Annotated in this window: 17 protein-coding genes; 12 read left to right on the forward strand and 5 right to left on the reverse strand. The window is 42.5% G+C overall.

The features are described from left to right. Window positions 1-284: 284 nt before the first annotated feature. Together AN213_RS15060 and AN213_RS15065 are read left to right on the forward strand one after the other, a co-directional pair. The gene (locus AN213_RS15060; protein ID WP_054563855.1) at window positions 285-674 is read left to right on the forward strand and encodes a hypothetical protein; all 390 of its coding nucleotides are present in this window, start codon (window positions 285-287) and stop codon (window positions 672-674) included. A 467-nt stretch (window positions 675-1,141) separates the two neighbouring features. Then, window positions 1,142-1,507 (forward strand): hypothetical protein, encoded by a 366-nt coding sequence (locus AN213_RS15065; RefSeq protein WP_201779633.1) that lies wholly within the window; start codon window positions 1,142-1,144, stop codon window positions 1,505-1,507. Between the two features lie 238 nt (window positions 1,508-1,745). Here the strand turns inward: AN213_RS15065 and AN213_RS15070 are convergent, their stop codons facing one another. Continuing rightward, complete coding sequence (locus AN213_RS15070) at window positions 1,746-2,771, reverse strand: lytic transglycosylase domain-containing protein (protein ID WP_054563856.1); 1,026 nt, start codon at window positions 2,769-2,771, stop codon at window positions 1,746-1,748. Further along, a complete protein-coding gene (locus AN213_RS15075; protein ID WP_054552050.1) occupies window positions 2,764-3,045 on the reverse strand; it encodes a YcgL domain-containing protein in 282 nt (93 codons plus the stop codon). Before AN213_RS15075 ends, AN213_RS15070 begins: the two co-directional genes overlap by 8 nt. 156 nt (window positions 3,046-3,201) lie before the next feature. Between AN213_RS15075 and minC the strand changes: the two genes are divergently transcribed. From minC to minE, 3 genes are read left to right on the forward strand one after another with little or no spacing between them, the layout of a single operon-like run. Further along, window positions 3,202-3,906, forward strand: a complete 705-nt coding sequence (minC, locus tag AN213_RS15080) for a septum site-determining protein MinC (protein WP_054552049.1) — start codon at window positions 3,202-3,204, stop codon at window positions 3,904-3,906. 5 nt (window positions 3,907-3,911) lie between these two features. Beyond that, entirely contained in the window at window positions 3,912-4,721 is an 810-nt protein-coding gene (gene minD / locus AN213_RS15085) for a septum site-determining protein MinD (protein ID WP_054552048.1), read from the forward strand. Window position 4,722: 1 nt separating this feature from the next. Beyond that, window positions 4,723-4,986: a cell division topological specificity factor MinE gene (gene minE, locus AN213_RS15090; protein ID WP_054552047.1), complete on the forward strand. Its 264-nt coding sequence runs from the start codon at window positions 4,723-4,725 to the stop codon at window positions 4,984-4,986. A gap of 39 nt (window positions 4,987-5,025) precedes the next feature. Here the strand turns inward: minE and AN213_RS15095 are convergent, their stop codons facing one another. Then, the gene (locus tag AN213_RS15095) at window positions 5,026-5,442 is read right to left on the reverse strand and encodes a GNAT family N-acetyltransferase (protein WP_054563857.1); all 417 of its coding nucleotides are present in this window, start codon (window positions 5,440-5,442) and stop codon (window positions 5,026-5,028) included. 73 nt (window positions 5,443-5,515) lie between these two features. Then, window positions 5,516-8,305: a TonB-dependent receptor gene (locus AN213_RS15100; protein ID WP_054563858.1), complete on the reverse strand. Its 2,790-nt coding sequence runs from the start codon at window positions 8,303-8,305 to the stop codon at window positions 5,516-5,518. A gap of 390 nt (window positions 8,306-8,695) precedes the next feature. Between AN213_RS15100 and AN213_RS15105 the strand changes: the two genes are divergently transcribed. Beyond that, window positions 8,696-9,424 carry a copper homeostasis protein CutC gene (locus AN213_RS15105; RefSeq protein WP_054563859.1) on the forward strand — a complete coding sequence of 243 codons (729 nt, stop codon included), beginning with the start codon at window positions 8,696-8,698 and terminating at the stop codon, window positions 9,422-9,424. A gap of 2 nt (window positions 9,425-9,426) precedes the next feature. Then, entirely contained in the window at window positions 9,427-10,287 is an 861-nt protein-coding gene (locus AN213_RS15110; RefSeq protein WP_054563860.1) for a BadF/BadG/BcrA/BcrD ATPase family protein, read from the forward strand. On the opposite strand, the gene AN213_RS15115 is transcribed toward AN213_RS15110, so the two are convergent. Beyond that, entirely contained in the window at window positions 10,284-11,009 is a 726-nt protein-coding gene (locus AN213_RS15115; protein ID WP_054552042.1) for an AraC family transcriptional regulator, read from the reverse strand. The two genes, AN213_RS15110 and AN213_RS15115, sit on opposite strands and share 4 nt — an antisense overlap. A gap of 162 nt (window positions 11,010-11,171) precedes the next feature. Between AN213_RS15115 and AN213_RS15120 the strand changes: the two genes are divergently transcribed. Genes AN213_RS15120 through AN213_RS15140 form a run of 5 tightly spaced genes read left to right on the forward strand, consistent with a single transcriptional unit; the run spans window position 11,172 to window position 17,043 of the window. Next, window positions 11,172-12,335 (forward strand): Gfo/Idh/MocA family protein, encoded by a 1,164-nt coding sequence (locus tag AN213_RS15120; protein WP_054563861.1) that lies wholly within the window; start codon window positions 11,172-11,174, stop codon window positions 12,333-12,335. A gap of 3 nt (window positions 12,336-12,338) precedes the next feature. Continuing rightward, a complete protein-coding gene (locus AN213_RS15125) occupies window positions 12,339-13,391 on the forward strand; it encodes a sugar phosphate isomerase/epimerase (RefSeq protein WP_054563862.1) in 1,053 nt (350 codons plus the stop codon). Window positions 13,392-13,424: 33 nt separating this feature from the next. Next, window positions 13,425-14,645, forward strand: a complete 1,221-nt coding sequence (locus tag AN213_RS15130) for a sugar MFS transporter (RefSeq protein WP_054563863.1) — start codon at window positions 13,425-13,427, stop codon at window positions 14,643-14,645. A 24-nt stretch (window positions 14,646-14,669) separates the two neighbouring features. Continuing rightward, on the forward strand, window positions 14,670-15,362 hold the full coding sequence (locus tag AN213_RS15135) for a DUF1080 domain-containing protein (protein ID WP_055199002.1): 693 nt from the start codon (window positions 14,670-14,672) through the stop codon (window positions 15,360-15,362). A gap of 1 nt (window position 15,363) precedes the next feature. After that, window positions 15,364-17,043, forward strand: a complete 1,680-nt coding sequence (locus AN213_RS15140; protein WP_055199003.1) for a GMC family oxidoreductase — start codon at window positions 15,364-15,366, stop codon at window positions 17,041-17,043.

The raw sequence follows: 17,043 nt of genomic DNA on the forward strand, positions 1-17,043 counted from the left end.
AGTTTGTAGGAGGCGTTTCAACGCCGAACAAGTAGCTAAAAATAAGGATAATCATGTGAATAAGCTTCTTTTGATAATCAGTATTGTATTAATTTTGGCAGGCATACTTCTATTCTTATATGACTTTTTACCTGTCGGGGTTGCTAACAAAGAAGACTCTTATTTAAAAATAGTGTCGAGTAATACCTTTTCGATTTTAAACTATAGACTGCATTTATTGAGTACGGGTGTTGGGCTCTTAATACTATACAAACTTAAATTATTTTAGCTTTTAAAAGGTCACTATGACTGCCAAACCAATTTTAGAAAAACACTTTTATCATGATGGCAGAGGACCTGAACTACAAAAGGTTATTTGGCAAAGAAATGGTAAAGACCTTTTAGGCTTTGAGTACTTCAATCCTGATGATGAATATTCATTAGCTAACCTTAAGCATATAAGATTAGATAACGTAAAAGCATATTCAATGGCAACGGATGATGTTCATGACTGTATTCTAGCGAATACAAAGTGTGTGGCAGCCATATTTGAAGTGCTTAATTCGAATTGGCTACTATCATTCAATCAAGACGAAATCGCTGGGTGTAAGCATTTTCAAATAATGTTTTATGATGAGATTTATGACGTTGTTTGTAAAAGTGTAATCACAGGAAAAGGAAATCTGGCGTTTTAACGCCGAACATGTAGCAGCGATTTCATATCGCGTCCCATAGCCTAAATCCTAGCGCCTAATGTTTTCTATCGTAGGCGTGAAACTTGTTTCGCGCGTTGTCCTGTAGGTCGTGCTTTAGCGCGATTGAGGGGAATAAGTTAGCGAGTTACTAGGGGCGAGAGTAAAGTTAGCGAGTTACAAGGGGAAAGTTAGCAAGTTACGAGAGTAAAGTTTGTAGGAGGCGTTTAACGCCGAACATCTAAAGATTCACGGCTGAAGCCGTTCCTACAGGACTCCACCGTAGCCATGAAACTTGTTTCGCGCGCTCTCTTGTAGGTCGTGCTTTAGGCGTTTGTAGGAGATAACCGTAACTTTGTTTCCATTTGCTATACTAATAATTAAGCGTCTATTTACGTTCTGACATACAAGGATATTAGGCTATATATAAACAAACGGAAATTAATTACACGTTAATTATTATTTTATTAGTGATTAGTGCCTTTATAATTTTCTCTCCTGAACTGGCTAACCTCAAACTGATTATAATATCGATAAACCTGCTTATTGTTGTGTTGTTTTTTTCACTGACAATAGTAATCGATGAGCAAAAACTTCGTTGGTATTTTGGGTTTGGGATCATTAGCAAACAGGTTGAATTATCTCAGATTGCAGAAACCTCAGCTTACAAAACAAAGTGGTATCAAGGGATTGGCATTCGTATGCTAACTGATGGCTGGTTATACAATGCGTCAGTTGGACAAGCCGTTAAAATAACTTTAACTGACGGAAAAAACATATACCTCGGCTGTAAAGACGCTGGTGCACTGCAACAAGCACTCAAAGTAAAGGTTTAAAAATTGTATCGAGGGGAAAGTTTGCGAGTTTGTAGGAGGCTTTTCAACGCCGAGTATTTGAGATTCACGGCTGAAGCCGTTCCTACAAAAAATGTTCAAGATTGTGTCGCCATAAATAACGACCTACATCAATACAATTTCTCGGCGTAGGAGGCGTTTTAACGCCGAATAAGTTAGCAAGTTGCTCGGGTAAAACTTATTGCTTTACCCTTGGACCTTGCTAACTTTTATTACTCGATTACTTAATCGCTGGGTAACCGATGCGATCTGATAAGTAACCTACACTGGTTGCAAAGTAATACGAGCGATTCCAGTGCATAAGTGCTTTGTAGTTATCGTAGGCTAGATACATACGACCGTTTACGTCATCTGGCATTACCATTGCGGCGGTAACATCAACGTTTGGTAGGTCACTGCCATCCATTTTACGAACACCGATTGCTTGCCAATCAGCAAGGCTGCGCTCTGAATCTTTCCAATACTCTAACCATTGGCTGCGCGTTTTAGTACCGCGCTTAAGAATATTTGAGTTATCAAAGCCTTCAGGTAGTTTAACTTGGCGGCCCCAGGTTAAATCATCGTTCCAACCTGCTTGCTTTAAATAATTAGCAATTGAAGCAAATGCGTCTTCTTCTGTGGTCCAAATGTCTTTGCGGCCATCACCGTTGTAATCAACAGCGTAAGCGTTAAATGAGGTTGGCATAAACTGCGTTTGCCCCATTGCACCTGCCCATGAGCCTTTGAACTTATCTAGGGTAATGTGACCCTCTTTTAAAATATCAAGCGCAGCCCAAAGTTGGTTTTTATACATGGTTTCGCGGCGACCATCAAAAGCAAGTGTAACTAATGATGCAATTACACTGTGACCACCTTGGATTTTACCAAAGTTACTTTCAAGGCCCCAAAGTGCAACAATAAAACGTGCTTGTACGCCGTATTCTTTGGCTACTTTTTCAAGAACGTCTTGGTTTTCTTTGTATAACTTACGCGCGCGGTCAATTTTCCATTGCGGCACACGTTTAGGTAAATAGGTTTCGAGGGTTTCTTTTACTTCTGGCTGATTTTTATCAGCTGAGATCACTTTCTTTTTAAATTTAGCTGTTGCAAGTGCTTGATCAACTAAGGCTTCATCATAGCCTTTTTCAAGTGCTTCTTTTTTTAATGCTGCAACGTAAACGTCAAAATCAGCTTGTGTCTTTTGTTCTGCCAATACTGAAGTACTTAGTGAAGCACTGAGTAAAATGACGGCAAGTTTTTTAATCACTCTCAACTCCCTTGTCTTTTTTAAATTGGGTTAACAGATTTTCTTCCGGCGGAGGTAATTGCAAGTAGAACCCTTGGTCAATTAACGCTTGCTTAACCGCGTCTAAGTCTGCCACACCTAACTTTTCGCGGCTCGCTAGATTAATCATCATCACGTACTTAGGTTGACCAAACGTTTCTAGTAATGGTTCAGGTACGCGTGAGAAATCATCTCTTTTTTCTACAAAAAGGTATGTATCCGCTTTTTTAATACTTTTATACACCGCAGTTAGCATTATGGCCCTATAATATCTTGCTTAACGAAGGCGCACACTATAACATGAGTGATATAATAAGTTAGAAAAAATAGATTAGATTTTTACTGTATATGCCTTGTTCAGCCTGTGTTTATACTTAAATGATGCTAATCCAGACAATTCAATTGAGCGTGTATGTCGGAACAAATTTTTGAATTAAAAGGGAACCTTTTTACGTTATCTGTTTTACATTTATTTTCAGCAGATACAGCCCTTTTAAGTAAGCAGTTAGATGAGAAAATCGCCCAAGCACCTAAGTTTTTTGCCGGTGCGCCTATCGTAATCAACTTAAGCGACGTACAAGATGAAGCGCTTGATTTCTCTTTCTTAAAATCAATGTTAAGCGGCCTTTCGTTAAACCCTGTTGGGGTTTGTAATGGCTCTCAAGAGCAAAACGAAAGCGCAAAAGCTGCGGGCCTGTCGGTGTTAAATTATTCACAAGACGTTAAGGGTGCAACCGCTAAACAACAAACAAATACATCTATCGTTGAAAAAACCGTTCACCTGCCTGCGCAAGTTATTCATGGCACTGTACGTTCGGGCCAGCAAGTGTATGCAAAAGACCGCGACCTAATCGTAATCGGTGCTGTAAGTCATGGCGCCGAAGTGATTAGCGATGGCAACGTGCACATTTATGGCACCCTTCGCGGCCGTGCAATTGCAGGGGCTAAAGGTTACAACGAAGCAAATATATTTTGCCAAAAATTAGAAGCAGAACTTGTTTCGATTAATGGTAGTTATTGGATCAGCGACTCTCTACAAGGTGAACACTGGGGCAGCGCAGTACAAATCCAACAAAAAAATGATTCATTAGAAATTTCAGCTTTGGTTAAAGGATAAATCTCATGGCAAAAGTGATTGTCGTTACTTCTGGTAAAGGTGGTGTTGGTAAAACCACATCGAGTGCTGCGATTGGCACAGGTTTAGCGCTAAAAGGCTTTAAAACCGTTATTATCGACTTTGATATTGGTCTACGAAATCTTGACCTTATCATGGGTTGTGAACGCCGTGTTGTTTATGATTTTGTAAACGTAATCAATGGCGAAGCTAACTTAAATCAAGCACTTATTAAAGATAAGCGCGTTGATAAGCTACATATTTTACCTGCCTCACAAACCCGTGATAAAGACGCCCTAACCCGTGACGGTGTTGAGCGCGTACTAAACGAGCTGAAAAAAGATTTTGATTACATTGTGTGTGATTCTCCAGCGGGTATCGAAGCTGGTGCAATGATGGCAATGTACTTCGCTGATGAAGCGATTGTAACAACGAACCCAGAAGTATCATCAGTACGTGACTCTGACCGTATTCTTGGCATTTTACACAGCAAATCAAAACGTGCTGAAGAAGGCCTTGAAAGCGTAAAAGAACATCTACTACTAACTCGCTATAATCCTGAGCGTGTTGAAAAAGGCGAAATGCTTTCGGTAGAAGACGTACAAGAAATCTTAGCGATTAAACTACTGGGCGTTATTCCTGAATCACAAGCTGTACTTAGTGCATCGAACTCTGGTCAACCGGTTATCCTTGATGGTGAATCGGATGCAGGCCAAGCATACACAGATGCAATCAATCGTTTATTAGGCGAAACTGTTGATTTTCGTTTCTTAGACGTAGAGAAAAAAGGCTTATTTAAACGGATTTTTGGAGGTTAATGTGTCTTTACTTGACTACTTCCGCTCAGAAAAGAAAAGCAGTGCGTCATTAGCAAAAGAGCGATTGCAGATCATTGTCGCGCACGAACGTTCACAGCGTGGTACACCAGATTACCTACCACAGCTAAAACAAGACATCCTTGATGTTATTCGTAAATATGTGAATGTAAACACTGATGCAGTTCAGGTGCAGTTTGACCAAAACGAAGATGACTTAGCAGTACTTGAGCTAAACGTCACCTTACCTGACGAAGAAAAGAAATAGTCAAAATTGGGCGCTTAGTTTTTTTAACAGCGCCCTTTTTTATTTCTGCCACTGCATATGAAACTCATAGTCGTCTTCGCCTAGAGTTTTAAACCCTGCCCGTTGATATAATCCATACGCTGGATTCGCTTTTAGCACCGTTAAATTTATCTCTGCTGTTTGCGCTTTGAGTGCATCTAATACCTTAGTGCCTAACCCTTTGCCCTGCTCTTTAGGTGCAATTTGTAGCTGTAATAAACTGATTGCTTGGTCACTCACAATGAACTTGGCAGCGCCAACACATTGCCCATCATTTAACACTAAATGACTGTGCTCAAAGTGCTCAGCCACTCGTGCTTGATGCTGCTCAAGTGATAAAAATAATCCCTGATTTTCTAAGTGCTCAACCATTGTATTTAATCTTAAGTCGAGTAAATAGGCTTTGTCTTGCTCTGTAGCTGCTACAAACTTAATCATTATTGTCTTAAAAAAGAAAAAGGTACTTTAATAAAAGTACCTTTTTAGGTTGTAACAAACAACATGCCTATGGTTAAAAGTTATAATTTGCGCCTAGGTAAAAACGGCGGCCCGAATATTGGTTATAGGTAAAGCGATTGCTTTGTTTCCAATAGCCTTCTTCTATTTCTTCTGTTAGGTTTACCACTGACGCAGTAAACGAAAGATCCTCTGTTAGGTTATACGAGGCATTCACATCTAGCTGACCATAGTCTTTGGTATACAAGTTGTAGCCTTGGTGAATACCGTTGGCACGGTCATCTTTCCAGTTGTAAGACGCACGAACACTAAAGTCGTCATTCTCAAAGTACACCGACACATTATATTGGTGCTTAGCGGTGCCTGGTATTTCGGCCTCTGTTTTTTGTCCGTCTGTCGAGACTTCGCTGGTGCTGGTATCTGTGTAGGTATAGTTAGTTAAAATACCAAAACCATTATCAAATGAGTGCTGGAAGAAAAGCTCCAAACCTTCTGATTTTGCATCACCCCCACCCACTTTGGTATTCATTTCGACTTCGATTGGGCCGTTACAACAATCGTGTTCTCGCTCTACAATTTCTACTGTCGAGATTGGTAAGTTTGAAATATCTTTAGAAAATAAAGTCGCACCCAGTGCTGAGCCATCGCCGTAATACCATTCAATACCTAAATCGAATTGGTCAGATAACATAGGTTCAAGGCCTGTGTTTACCGAGGTACCATTACCACGGCCTGTCCATGAATCAGGCGAGTTAATATTAACTGGAGGACCGTAAGACTCTGCTTGGCTTAAGTCTGAATAGCTCACTCTTGCCATGGTGCGTGCTGCGGCAAAGCGCACCACAAGATCTTCGGTTGCATCCCATGCAAGGTTAAAGCTTGGTAGTACTTCACTGCCATCGCTACTGCGCTCGTTTGGATCGGTGTCGTCATCATCTTGGCCAATGACATCATCGTAGGTCAAGGTGCTTAGCTCTGTATTCACATAACGCACACCGACATTACCGCGGAAATCTTGCCACTCAAAATCAGCTTGAGTGTAAACAGACCAAATTTTCTCTTCAAGGGCGTACGTGCCCGAAAGTGTTGGCACTACAGTCTGGCTAAAGTTTTCTTTTAAGTAATCATCCAGCGCTCTAAAATCAAACGCTAAAAAGTTAAATGCGCCTGTATCACCCGCGCTGTTATCAACTACATGGTCGCTTACCAATGTTGGCGCATCTGGGTGAAAATCTGGATTATGGAACCACTCAGTCCCTGGTAAGTAACCGCGGTAACCGCCATTGTCAGCGATACCGTCATCCCAACGAAAGTCATTACGAATGCCTTTAATTTCGTGGTCGCGATATTTAGCACCTACATAGACACGGGTGAAAAAGTTGCCATAAAGGTCAAATTTTACATCTGTTTGAATGTAATCTTCCGAGTCTTCATTTTCAGATGAGTAAGAGTCAAACCAATCGTAATATTGATATGCTTCTTTATCGGTGGCTAAATCAGTCGACACTTCGTAGCTTGGTTTACCGTTTTCAATTGACCATAACCAGCTATTTACTGAGCCTAAACGCGCATCAATATTGGCGTAGGTTTCTTTTGAGGTGCCGCCTTCAGCTTCAGTATGACCCAGCTTTAATGTAACACTGTAAGTATCACCATAATAAGTGCCTTCAAAATCATAAGTATTTGATTTTGATTCGCCAAAACGCTCACGCCCTGTTAACTGCGGTGATAACAAACCACGGCGAACAGCCACACCACCATTTACATCGGCATCACCCCAGTTATTATCATTGAGTAAACCATTATCGCCATTACCGTAGGCAACCACAGTATCGCCATCAAGCACAATGCCGTAATACGGGTTGTGGTTATCGTTCCACTCGGCAAAAGTAATACTTTGCCCTGTTTGGTCGTAGCCTAACTTGGCACCAAAATAGTTAAAGTTTAAATCAAGTCTGTCACTCGGTGCCCACTGCACAGCCACTTGATAACCATCGCGTGTACGGTCTTGGTTTGAGTTATTAACACTCATCGCACGCGGTGCCCACACATTGTTGTACACTTCGCCAGTGGCTTGGTCTACCAGCGCTGGGCGCTCTGCCCCTTCAACGGTATCTGAGTGAAAACGCCAGTGTGATGCGTTGTTAGTGATGGTTGTTACGGTGCGATCTTGACGTGTAAAGCCGGCCAGTACACCAAAGTTTTCGTCGTCATTTTTCCATGAATACAGCACGTTGACTTGTGGCTTAGTGTCTTCAGACACATCATCGTAAGTCACCTCTGCACTTAGCGCCCCGGAGTTTGCTTCCATCTCAAGCGGTTTTCGGGTGTGTAAAATAACCGTACCACCAATGCCACCTTCATCGATGCGTGCTTCTGCACTTTTGTACACTTCTACACTTTTGATCATGCTTGAAGGCAATAACGTGTAATTAAAACTACGGGTTGGAGTACCAGAACCTGATGAAGCAATATAGTTACCGTTTAATTGGGTGAGTGTCCAATCCGGTGACGTACCACGAATACTCACGCGGCTACCTTCGCCACCGTCGCGGTCAATCAAAACGCCCGATACACGTTGCAATGAATCAGCGACGTTTTTATCAGGAAACTTACCAATATCCTCTGCGGTGATTGCATCAACTGTCGCTGTTGAAAGTCGTTTTATTGCTAAGTTTTCTGCAGTTGAAGAACGAATACCCCGTACTTCAATCACTTCTACATCATCATTTGCTTGCTCTGCTGCGTAACTTGTATTGATTGCCGCCAGTAGCGAAATCAAAATTGCATTACGCTTAAAATGCCTTCCTTGCCCTTTTGTTTTTATTACAGTTTGCTTGCCCATGCCTATCTCCAGTTGTGTGTTCGGTTTTTGTTTAAGAGCCTTTAGCCCCTGCAAAAACGATTTATTGTTGTCGGTTTTTAAACTGATTATTGGTAGTTAACAGCTTGTTAAACTCAAATTCAGAATAGGGTGAGTGGTCAAAAAGTGATAATAAAAATTCGGTGAGAGATATGACAAAATCGGCGTTAGGAATATTTTATATTCATTTTTATATTTTCTGAATTATAGTTAAGCTCAGCGAATTTAAGTTAACTGGCTCAGAAAAACAAACTCAAAAAAACATTTAAAGCATTGATACTAAATAACAATTTAACATATTGCGTATTTATTGATGACTCACGGATTGAGTAACTAAAAGGTAGGTGTAATAGATATGGTAAAAACTCGCCCATGAACAATGGTAAATTTCTTGAAGTATGCCTAAACGAAGGGTGCTTTAAGCAGCTCGCTAACAACATTTCAATGGCTAGTAACTTAGGCGCAAAGCGCTTTGAATTGTGCAGTAATTTGCACCTAGGTGGCCTGACACCAACTGTTAAAGCAATTGATTACGCTGTAAAAAGCCTGACCAATAACGCAGAGTTAGTGGTGATGATCCGCCCCGAAACAGGCAACTTTATTGTTAGTACTGAGTGTCACCAAGTTATGCAAAAACAAATAACAATGGCAGCGAATGCGGGGGCGCATGGCGTGGTATTTGGTGCAGTAAAACACGGCGAACTTGATTTAGAGGTGACCCGCTCTTTAGTTGCCACAGCCAAACAGCATGGCCTGAAGGTGACCTTTCACCGTGCATTCGATACTCTTACAAACCCGTTATGCGCACTCAATGAACTAATTAGCTTAGGCGTTGAGCGCATCTTAACAGCAGGCACGCCATGGCAAAGCGGCCAAAGTGCTGTTGATGGTCTAAATCAGCTCAACACATACTTAGCGCACAGCGCTAATCAAATAGAAATTGTTATGGGAGGTGGTGTGACCTTAGAAAACGCTGAAGCTATTTGGCAATTAATAAAAAACCATTCAGCCAATGCAGCTGTGCATGTACACTCATGTGTGCACAACGAAAACGGGGCAATTAACGCTGAGGCTATCAATAAGCTTCTTTCAAAGGATTAATCATGGCAACGTATTTTTTAGGTATTGATGGCGGTGGAAGTAAGTGTAAAGTTCGTTTGGAAAACGAAAACGGCTCACTAATTAGCGAAGCCACAAGTGGTTCAGCAAACGTGGCCACCAGCTGCAAACAAAGCCAAGAATCAATACTTCACGCTACTGAACTTGCTTTTCGTGAGGCAGGGCTTGCCTTAAGCGAGCTGAAAAACACCTATGCGCATGCAGGACTTGCCGGAGCTAATATTGACTCTGCCTTTCAAGCCATGACCAAATGGCAGCCCCCTTTTGCTAAATTTACCCTGTCAACAGATATGCTGATTGCCTGTAAAGGCGCACATCAACATCATGATGGTGCGGTGATTATCCTTGGTACGGGCTTTTGTGCGGGTTACCAACAACAAAACCAATTTAGCGAATTAGGTGGTTACGGATTATTACTGAGCGATGGTGCCAGTGGTGGTTGGTTAGGCTTACAACTTTGCCGTAAAGCATTTGAAGTACTTGATGATGTTGCGCAAAGTTCAGCGGCTATAGATGCCCTACTCACCCAGCTTAACTGCGACTCAAGCCAAGCGTTAAGTCAGCGCTTAATATCAGCGCGCCCTGCTGATCTTGCCAAATATGCGCCGCTTGTTTTTAGTCATTCTGACGACGCTTTTTGTCAGCAATTAATCAATGAAGCGTGCGCATACATTACCCGCTATATCGCTTACTTTGAAAAGCAAGGCATTGAAAACGTTACTTTGATGGGCGGTATTGCTAGTGCTATCACGCCTTACTTAACTGATGCCAGTAAAGCGCGTTTGACCCCCGCCCTTGCCAGTGCAGAGCAAGGGGCTATTTTAATGGCAAGAGCTGCAATTTAATCACCTAATTGCGAGCGCATTTGTGAAGGAATTTCACCAAACAAACGCCGAAATTGTTTGCTGAAGTAACTCGGCTCCGAAAACCCACACTGGTAGGCCACTTGTGAAATTGGCAGTTGCGTTTCAATCAGTAGCTTGCGGGCATTTTCAAGGCGCACTTCGTTAATAAATTGATTGGGGGTTTTTGCTAAGTGCTTTTTAAAACGGCGCTCTAAAGCACTTACCGACAAGTGTGCAAGCTCTGCTAATTCATCAATGCTGATCTGACGATGATAATGCTCGCGAATAAATTTTACCGGCTCTTCAATTGCCCTTACATGAGAAAGCGCTTTTGAGGTTTTTTGTAGATGTCGGGTCACTCCATAAGTGCCAATCACATTGCCATCATGATCTTTTAAAGCATGCTTTGATGTAGAAAACCAACCAAGCTCACCTTGTTGGGTTTGGTTAAGCTCTAAACGGTCAGTCACTATGTAGCCTTCCATCACCCGTTTATCGTCATTGACGTATTGAAACGCGAGGTGCTTTGGTGAAAAATCGAAGTCTGTTTTTAGCAATATTTGCTCCAGTGTTTTATAACCCTGATGCTCAATAAAATGCTGATTACAATGCAAGATTCTACTATCTGTGTCTTTTACCCAAAAGAGGATATCTGGCAGTAAATCAAATGCAGCAATTAGCTGATTTACGCCTGCTTTTTTTATTATTTCTTGAATATCCATCGCTTAAATTTGTCTCTATAAAGAATAGCACTATATATTTTAAACGCCGATTTTGTTGCATTGTCAACCGAATTTTTATTAGCGCTTATTGGTTAAGCTTTCCTATTATCAATAACATGATATTAACAGTAGCAAACGCTATTTAAATTAGGAGCGCTTAAGATGAGCAAAGCTAAGATCCGCATGGCAATGGTAGGCGGTGGCGATGGTGCTTTCATTGGCGCTATACATCGAATTGCAGCGCGATTAGACGGAATGATAGAGCTTGTTGCAGGTGCATTCAGTTCAGACGCAAACAAATGTAAAGCAACTGGCGAACTACTTGGGCTTGATAGCAGCCGTTGCTACGACAGTTACCAAACGCTTTTTGCCGAAGAAGCAAAATTACCTGCTGATGAGCGTATTGATTTTGTGGCTATTGTCACCCCAAACCACTTACATTTTCCGGTCGCGCAAATGGCGCTTGAACATGGTTTTCATGTGTTATCAGATAAACCAGCAACGCTCACACTTGCAGAAGCAGAGCAATTACAAAGCATTATTGCAAAACAGCAGGTTTTATATGGGTTAACCCACACTTACACCGGTTACCCTATGGTCAAAGAAGCCAAGCATCGCGTAAAAGCAGGCGAGCTCGGCACCATACGTAAAGTCATTGTTGAGTACACCCAAGGCTGGTTATCTCAACGTGAAGACGAGGGTTCAAAACAAGCAAGCTGGCGTTTAGACACCAGTAAGGCTGGCATTAGTTGTTGTATGGGCGATATTGGCGTGCATGCAGCTAACTTAGCCGAGTATGTCTCTGATCTCGAAATCACCGAGCTTTGCGCCGATTTAAACCATGTGGTTGAAGGCCGAGCCCTTGATGATGATGGCACTGTGCTTCTTAGATTCAATAATGGTTGTAAAGGCGTTTTACTGGCAAGCCAAATTGCTATTGGCGATGAAAACAACTTACGTCTGCGTATTTATGGCGACAAAGCCAGCCTTGAATGGTCGCAACTTGAGCCTAATAGCTTATGGCTAAGAGGCCACAATCAAGCCGCTACATTACTTAGAGCGGGCGTAGGTGAATTACACCCTGACACGCAAAATGCCCTGCGCGCCCCTGCCGGTCACCCAGAAGGTTACCTTGAAGCATTTGCCAACATTTACAGCAATTTTGCAGCGCAAATTCATGCATTCAAGCAAGGCGACAACGCAACAAATTCAGCATTTGATGTGCCAGGCATCAATGAGGCTGTGCGGGGTATGGCATTTATTGAACATGTTGTTGCTTCAGCTAAACAAGATACTAAATGGCACAAATTACAGATTGGAAAATAAAGAATGAATAAAATCAAAGGGCCAGCTATATTTTTGGCGCAGTTTATTTCAGATCAAGCCCCCTTCAATAGCTTTCGTGGTTTATGTGAATGGGCAAGCGGTTTAGGTTACAAAGCGATTCAAGTGCCAACCTCAAACCCGACTATTTTTGATTTAGAAAAAGCAGCTCAAAGCCAGCATTACTGCGATGAAGTCACTGGTATTGCTACAGAGTATGGACTTACAATTTCAGAACTATCAACACATTTGCAAGGCCAGTTAATTGCTGTGCACCCTGCGTACGATGAAATGTTTGATAACTTTGCCGCAGAGCATGTAAAAGGCAACCCTGCAGCGCGAACAAAATGGGCAACAGAACAACTGATGATGGCTGCTAAAGCAAGTAAAAACCTTGGTTTAACAACCCATGCGACGTTCTCGGGTTCTTTTTTATGGCATACCTTTTACCCGTGGCCACAGCGTCCACAAGGACTTGTTGAACAAGGCTTTAGTGAGCTAGCTAAGCGTTGGTTACCCATTTTAGATTGCTTTGACGAGCATGGCGTGGACGTATGTTATGAATTACATCCGGGTGAAGACCTACATGATGGTGTGACATTTGAGCGCTTTTTAGCGGCAACCAATAATCACCCACGCGTTAATATTCTTTATGATCCGAGCCATTTTGTATTGCAACAGCTCGACTATTTAGCGTTTATCGATATTTATCATTCGCGCATTAAGGCGTTTCATGTCAAAGATGCCGAATTTATCGCAAATGGCCGCTCAGGTGTTTATGGCGGATTTCAAAACTGGCAAGACCGACCAGGACGTTTTCGTTCTTTAGGTGATGGCCAAGTAGATTTTAAGCAAATTTTTAGCAAGTTAACTCAATATGGTTTTGATGGTTGGGCTGTACTTGAATGGGAATGCTGCTTAAAGCACCCAGAGGATGGGGCAAGAGAAGGCGCTGAGTTTATTAAAACACACTTAATAAACCCAACCGACAAAGCCTTTGACGATTTTGCCAGTGGCGCAACAAACACTGAGCGTAATAATCGAATTTTAGGTTTATAAACCGACAACAATAGAACACACAGGACACACAATATGGACAACAATAATTATAACCGCATTGTCTTTCGGCTTTGCTGTATAGCACTGATTGTGACCTCTATGACCTTTGCCATCCGTGCTGGTATTTTGGGTCAACTTGGCAGTGAGTTTGGCTTAACCGACACCGAATTAGGTTGGGTTAATGCCATGGCATTTTTAGGCTTTCCGGTTGCGACTATGGTCGGCGGTATTATTTATAATGCCATTGGCGCGAAAAAATTAGTGGCGTTAGCCTTTATCTGTCATTTACTTGGCCTTGTTTTGACCATAACAGCTGATGGTTTTTGGGGCTTACTGGTTTCTACCTTTTTAATTGGTTTTGCCAACGGCGCTGTTGAAGCTGGCTGTAACCCACTAATTGCAGAAATGTACCCTAAAAACACCACCACTATGCTAAACCGTTTTCATGTTTGGTTCCCAGGTGGCATTGTGATTGGGGCACTTGCTTCGAATTTTATGTCGGGAGCAGGTTTAAACTGGCAATGGCAAGTAGCGTTAATTTTAATTCCTACGGTTATCTATGGCGCTATGCTGATCAAAGCACAATTTCCACGCTTTGATACGCGTACTCACTCTACCAGCAGCAATATTCGCCATTTATTTACGCCGTTATACATCTTTTTAATTGCCTGCATGACGTTTACCGCAACCACTGAATTTGGCACACAGCAGTGGATTGAGCGTATTTTAGGTTCATCGGGTGCCTCTCCTATGGTGGTGTTAGCCTTGATCACTGGCTTAATGGCGGTTGGTCGCTTCTTTGCAGGCCCCATTGTGCATAAGCTCAACCCTACCGGTGTATTACTTGGCTCTGCCATTTGTGCAAGTTTAGGTATCTTCATGATGAGCCAAGCCGAGGGCAGCATGATTTATATAGCGGCCATATTATTTGCACTTGGCGTTACCTACTTTTGGCCAACCATGCTTGGCTGCGTTGCAGAATACATTCCAAAGTCAGGGGCGCTGGGTATGTCGTTAATGGGCGGTGCAGGCATGTTTGCTATGAGCATCTGGAACCCTGTAATTGGTAGCTGGATAGATACGGCACGCTCATCAGCACAGGCAAGTGGCGCAAGCGCTGAACAAATTGAAATTTTAGCCGGACAGGCTGTATTACAAAACCTACTGATCTTCCCAATTATTTTAATCGTCGCATTCATTGGGTTGCATTTAGTAATTAATAACAACAAACGCACCGAAAAATGTGCGTCTTAAGCAAGTAAATCGTCGAGGAACACTATGTTTAAATCTCTTAAAGCACTGACTTTAATGCTCACCGTTAGTAGCTGTGCACTCGCTAATGCGGCTGATAATCAGCTTACACAACAAGAAAAGCAAGCTGGCTGGCAGTTGTTGTTTGACGGCAAAGATATGTCGCAATGGCGTAACTTTAAAAGCGAATCTTTAAATTCTGCATGGGTCGTTGAAGATGGCGCTATGACATTAACTAAAGGTGGTGGCGACCTGCTTACTAAAAAGCAGTACCAAAACTTTGAATTACAGATTGATTGGAAAATCTCTACCAAAGGCAATAGCGGTATTTTTGTATTAGCTGATGAAACCGGACAGATGATTTACTCTCATGCGCCTGAAATTCAAATCATCGATAACGAGGAACACCCAGATACCGAAATTGACTCGCACTTAGCTGGGTCAATTTACGATTTATTTGCTGCACCAGTTGCGGCGCACAAACCAGCAAATAGCTGGAACCATGTGCGCATTAAAATGCAAGACAACCACTTACAAGTTTGGCAAAACGGTATTAGCACGACCAGCATTGTGATTGGTAGTACAACATGGAACACCCTTGTTAAAGGCAGTAAGTTTGCAACTTGGAAAAACTTTGCAACGGCTGAACAAGGTCATATCGGGCTTCAAGACCATGGTGACAAAGTGTGGTTTAAAAATATAAAAATCAAGGAGCTATAAGATGTCTGATTTTAAACATAAGGTATTAGTTGTAGGCTCTGGTGCTGGCGGTGCAATGGCCGCATACACGCTAACCAAACTTGGTCACAAGGTGTTATTACTTGAAGCGGGCCGTAATTATGACCCGAAAACAGAAAGCCCGATGTTTCGTCGAAACAACGAAGCCCCACTTATGGGCGCAGGTAACAAAGACAAAAACTTTGGCTTTTACGACGCAACTGTTGATGGCGGTTGGCAAGTACCTGATGAGCCATACACCAGCGCCAAAGGAAGCGACTTTTATTGGTGGCGCGCACGTATGTTAGGTGGTCGAACTAACCACTGGGGCCGCTATTCATTACGCTTTAGTGAACACGATTTTAAAGGCAAAAGCCGTGATGGTCACGGTGCCGACTGGCCATTTGAATACGCTGATTTAGCACCTTGGTACGATAAAACCGAAGAACTTGTGGGTGTTTGTGGCACCAATACAGGCCATGAAGATATGCCAGATTCGTCACCGGGTATTTTACAGCCACCACCAAAGCCGCGTGTTCCAGAGCTTTTAATTGCCGCTTCTGCAAAGAAAATGGGCATTCAAGCAGTGCCTATGCACCGTGCGGTATTAACTCGCCCTAAAGATGATCGCATGGCTTGTTTTTATGCAACGCCTTGTGGCTCTGGTTGTTCAATTGGTGCTGCTTTCCAAACTACGACATCGCTATTACCTATGGCAAAAGCCACCGGCAACTTAAAAGTTATTACTGATGCCATGGTTAAATCAGTCAAAGTTGATGAGCAAGGTAAAGTCACTGGCGTCACCTATGTTGATAAACACACGGTTACCGAACATGCTATTGATGCCGATGTGGTTATCTTAGCCGCCAGCGCCTGTGAATCAGCGCGTATTTTATTAAATTCAAAGAATCAAAAGCACCCGAAAGGCCTTGCTAACTCAAGTGGCCAAGTAGGTCGAAACTTAATGGATTCGACAGGTGCATGGTTAGGTGCGCAAATTCCAGCACTTAAAGGTCGCCCACGTTATAACGAAGATGGACATACCGCTAACCACTTATTTATTCCTTGGTGGGGTCATCAAGCACAAGCTAACAATGAATTAGATTTCCCACGTGGCTATCACTTTGAAATTGGCGGTGGCTTTAGACAACCGGGCTCGGGTGTATCGGGTGATAAACAAGGCTATGGCCCTGCCCTTAAACAGCAAATTCGTGATGCATATGGCTCTTATGTTGGTTTTGCTCTGCGTGGCGAGATGTTACCGAACAAAGATACCTACATGGAAATTGACGAAAACGTTAAAGACAAATGGGGTATTCCGGTATCAAAGTTCCACTTTAAGTGGTCTGACAGAGAATTAAAGCAAATCGAACATGGTTTAAAAACTGCGAAGCAAATTCTAGAAAACATGGGTGCGACCGTTGGCGAGCTTCCGCCTGCTGAAAAAGCAATTTCAAAAGGTGGCGAAATCATTCACGAAGTGGGCACCACACGAATGGGCAGCTCAAAGAAAGACTCAGTCACCAATCAATGGGGTCAAACATGGGATTGTAATAACCTATTTGTAATGGATGCGGGTGTCTTTGCTTCTAACCCTCATAAAAACTGTACGCTCACCATCATGACACTGGCAATGCGTAATTCAACTTGGCTTGCTCAACAAATTGATAACGGGGTACTTTAA

It is taken from the genome of Pseudoalteromonas sp. P1-8, assembly GCF_001399985.1.
In the GTDB taxonomy this organism is placed as follows: Bacteria; Pseudomonadota; Gammaproteobacteria; order Enterobacterales; family Alteromonadaceae; genus Pseudoalteromonas.

Bases quoted from the DNA above. Each gene is read 5' to 3' on its own strand.
- AN213_RS15060 (WP_054563855.1), top strand. From the start codon at position 285: ATGACTGCCAAACCAATTTTAGAAAAACACTTTTATCATGATGGCAGA.
- AN213_RS15075 (WP_054552050.1), bottom strand. From the start codon at position 3,045: ATGCTAACTGCGGTGTATAAAAGTATTAAAAAAGCGGATACATACCTT.
- minC (WP_054552049.1), top strand. From the start codon at position 3,202: ATGTCGGAACAAATTTTTGAATTAAAAGGGAACCTTTTTACGTTATCT.
- minD (WP_054552048.1), top strand. From the start codon at position 3,912: ATGGCAAAAGTGATTGTCGTTACTTCTGGTAAAGGTGGTGTTGGTAAA.
- AN213_RS15095 (WP_054563857.1), bottom strand. From the start codon at position 5,442: ATGATTAAGTTTGTAGCAGCTACAGAGCAAGACAAAGCCTATTTACTC.
- AN213_RS15100 (WP_054563858.1), bottom strand. From the start codon at position 8,305: ATGGGCAAGCAAACTGTAATAAAAACAAAAGGGCAAGGAAGGCATTTT.
- AN213_RS15105 (WP_054563859.1), top strand. From the start codon at position 8,696: ATGAACAATGGTAAATTTCTTGAAGTATGCCTAAACGAAGGGTGCTTT.
- AN213_RS15110 (WP_054563860.1), top strand. From the start codon at position 9,427: ATGGCAACGTATTTTTTAGGTATTGATGGCGGTGGAAGTAAGTGTAAA.
- AN213_RS15115 (WP_054552042.1), bottom strand. From the start codon at position 11,009: ATGGATATTCAAGAAATAATAAAAAAAGCAGGCGTAAATCAGCTAATT.
- AN213_RS15120 (WP_054563861.1), top strand. From the start codon at position 11,172: ATGAGCAAAGCTAAGATCCGCATGGCAATGGTAGGCGGTGGCGATGGT.
- AN213_RS15125 (WP_054563862.1), top strand. From the start codon at position 12,339: ATGAATAAAATCAAAGGGCCAGCTATATTTTTGGCGCAGTTTATTTCA.
- AN213_RS15130 (WP_054563863.1), top strand. From the start codon at position 13,425: ATGGACAACAATAATTATAACCGCATTGTCTTTCGGCTTTGCTGTATA.
- AN213_RS15135 (WP_055199002.1), top strand. From the start codon at position 14,670: ATGTTTAAATCTCTTAAAGCACTGACTTTAATGCTCACCGTTAGTAGC.
- AN213_RS15140 (WP_055199003.1), top strand. From the start codon at position 15,364: ATGTCTGATTTTAAACATAAGGTATTAGTTGTAGGCTCTGGTGCTGGC.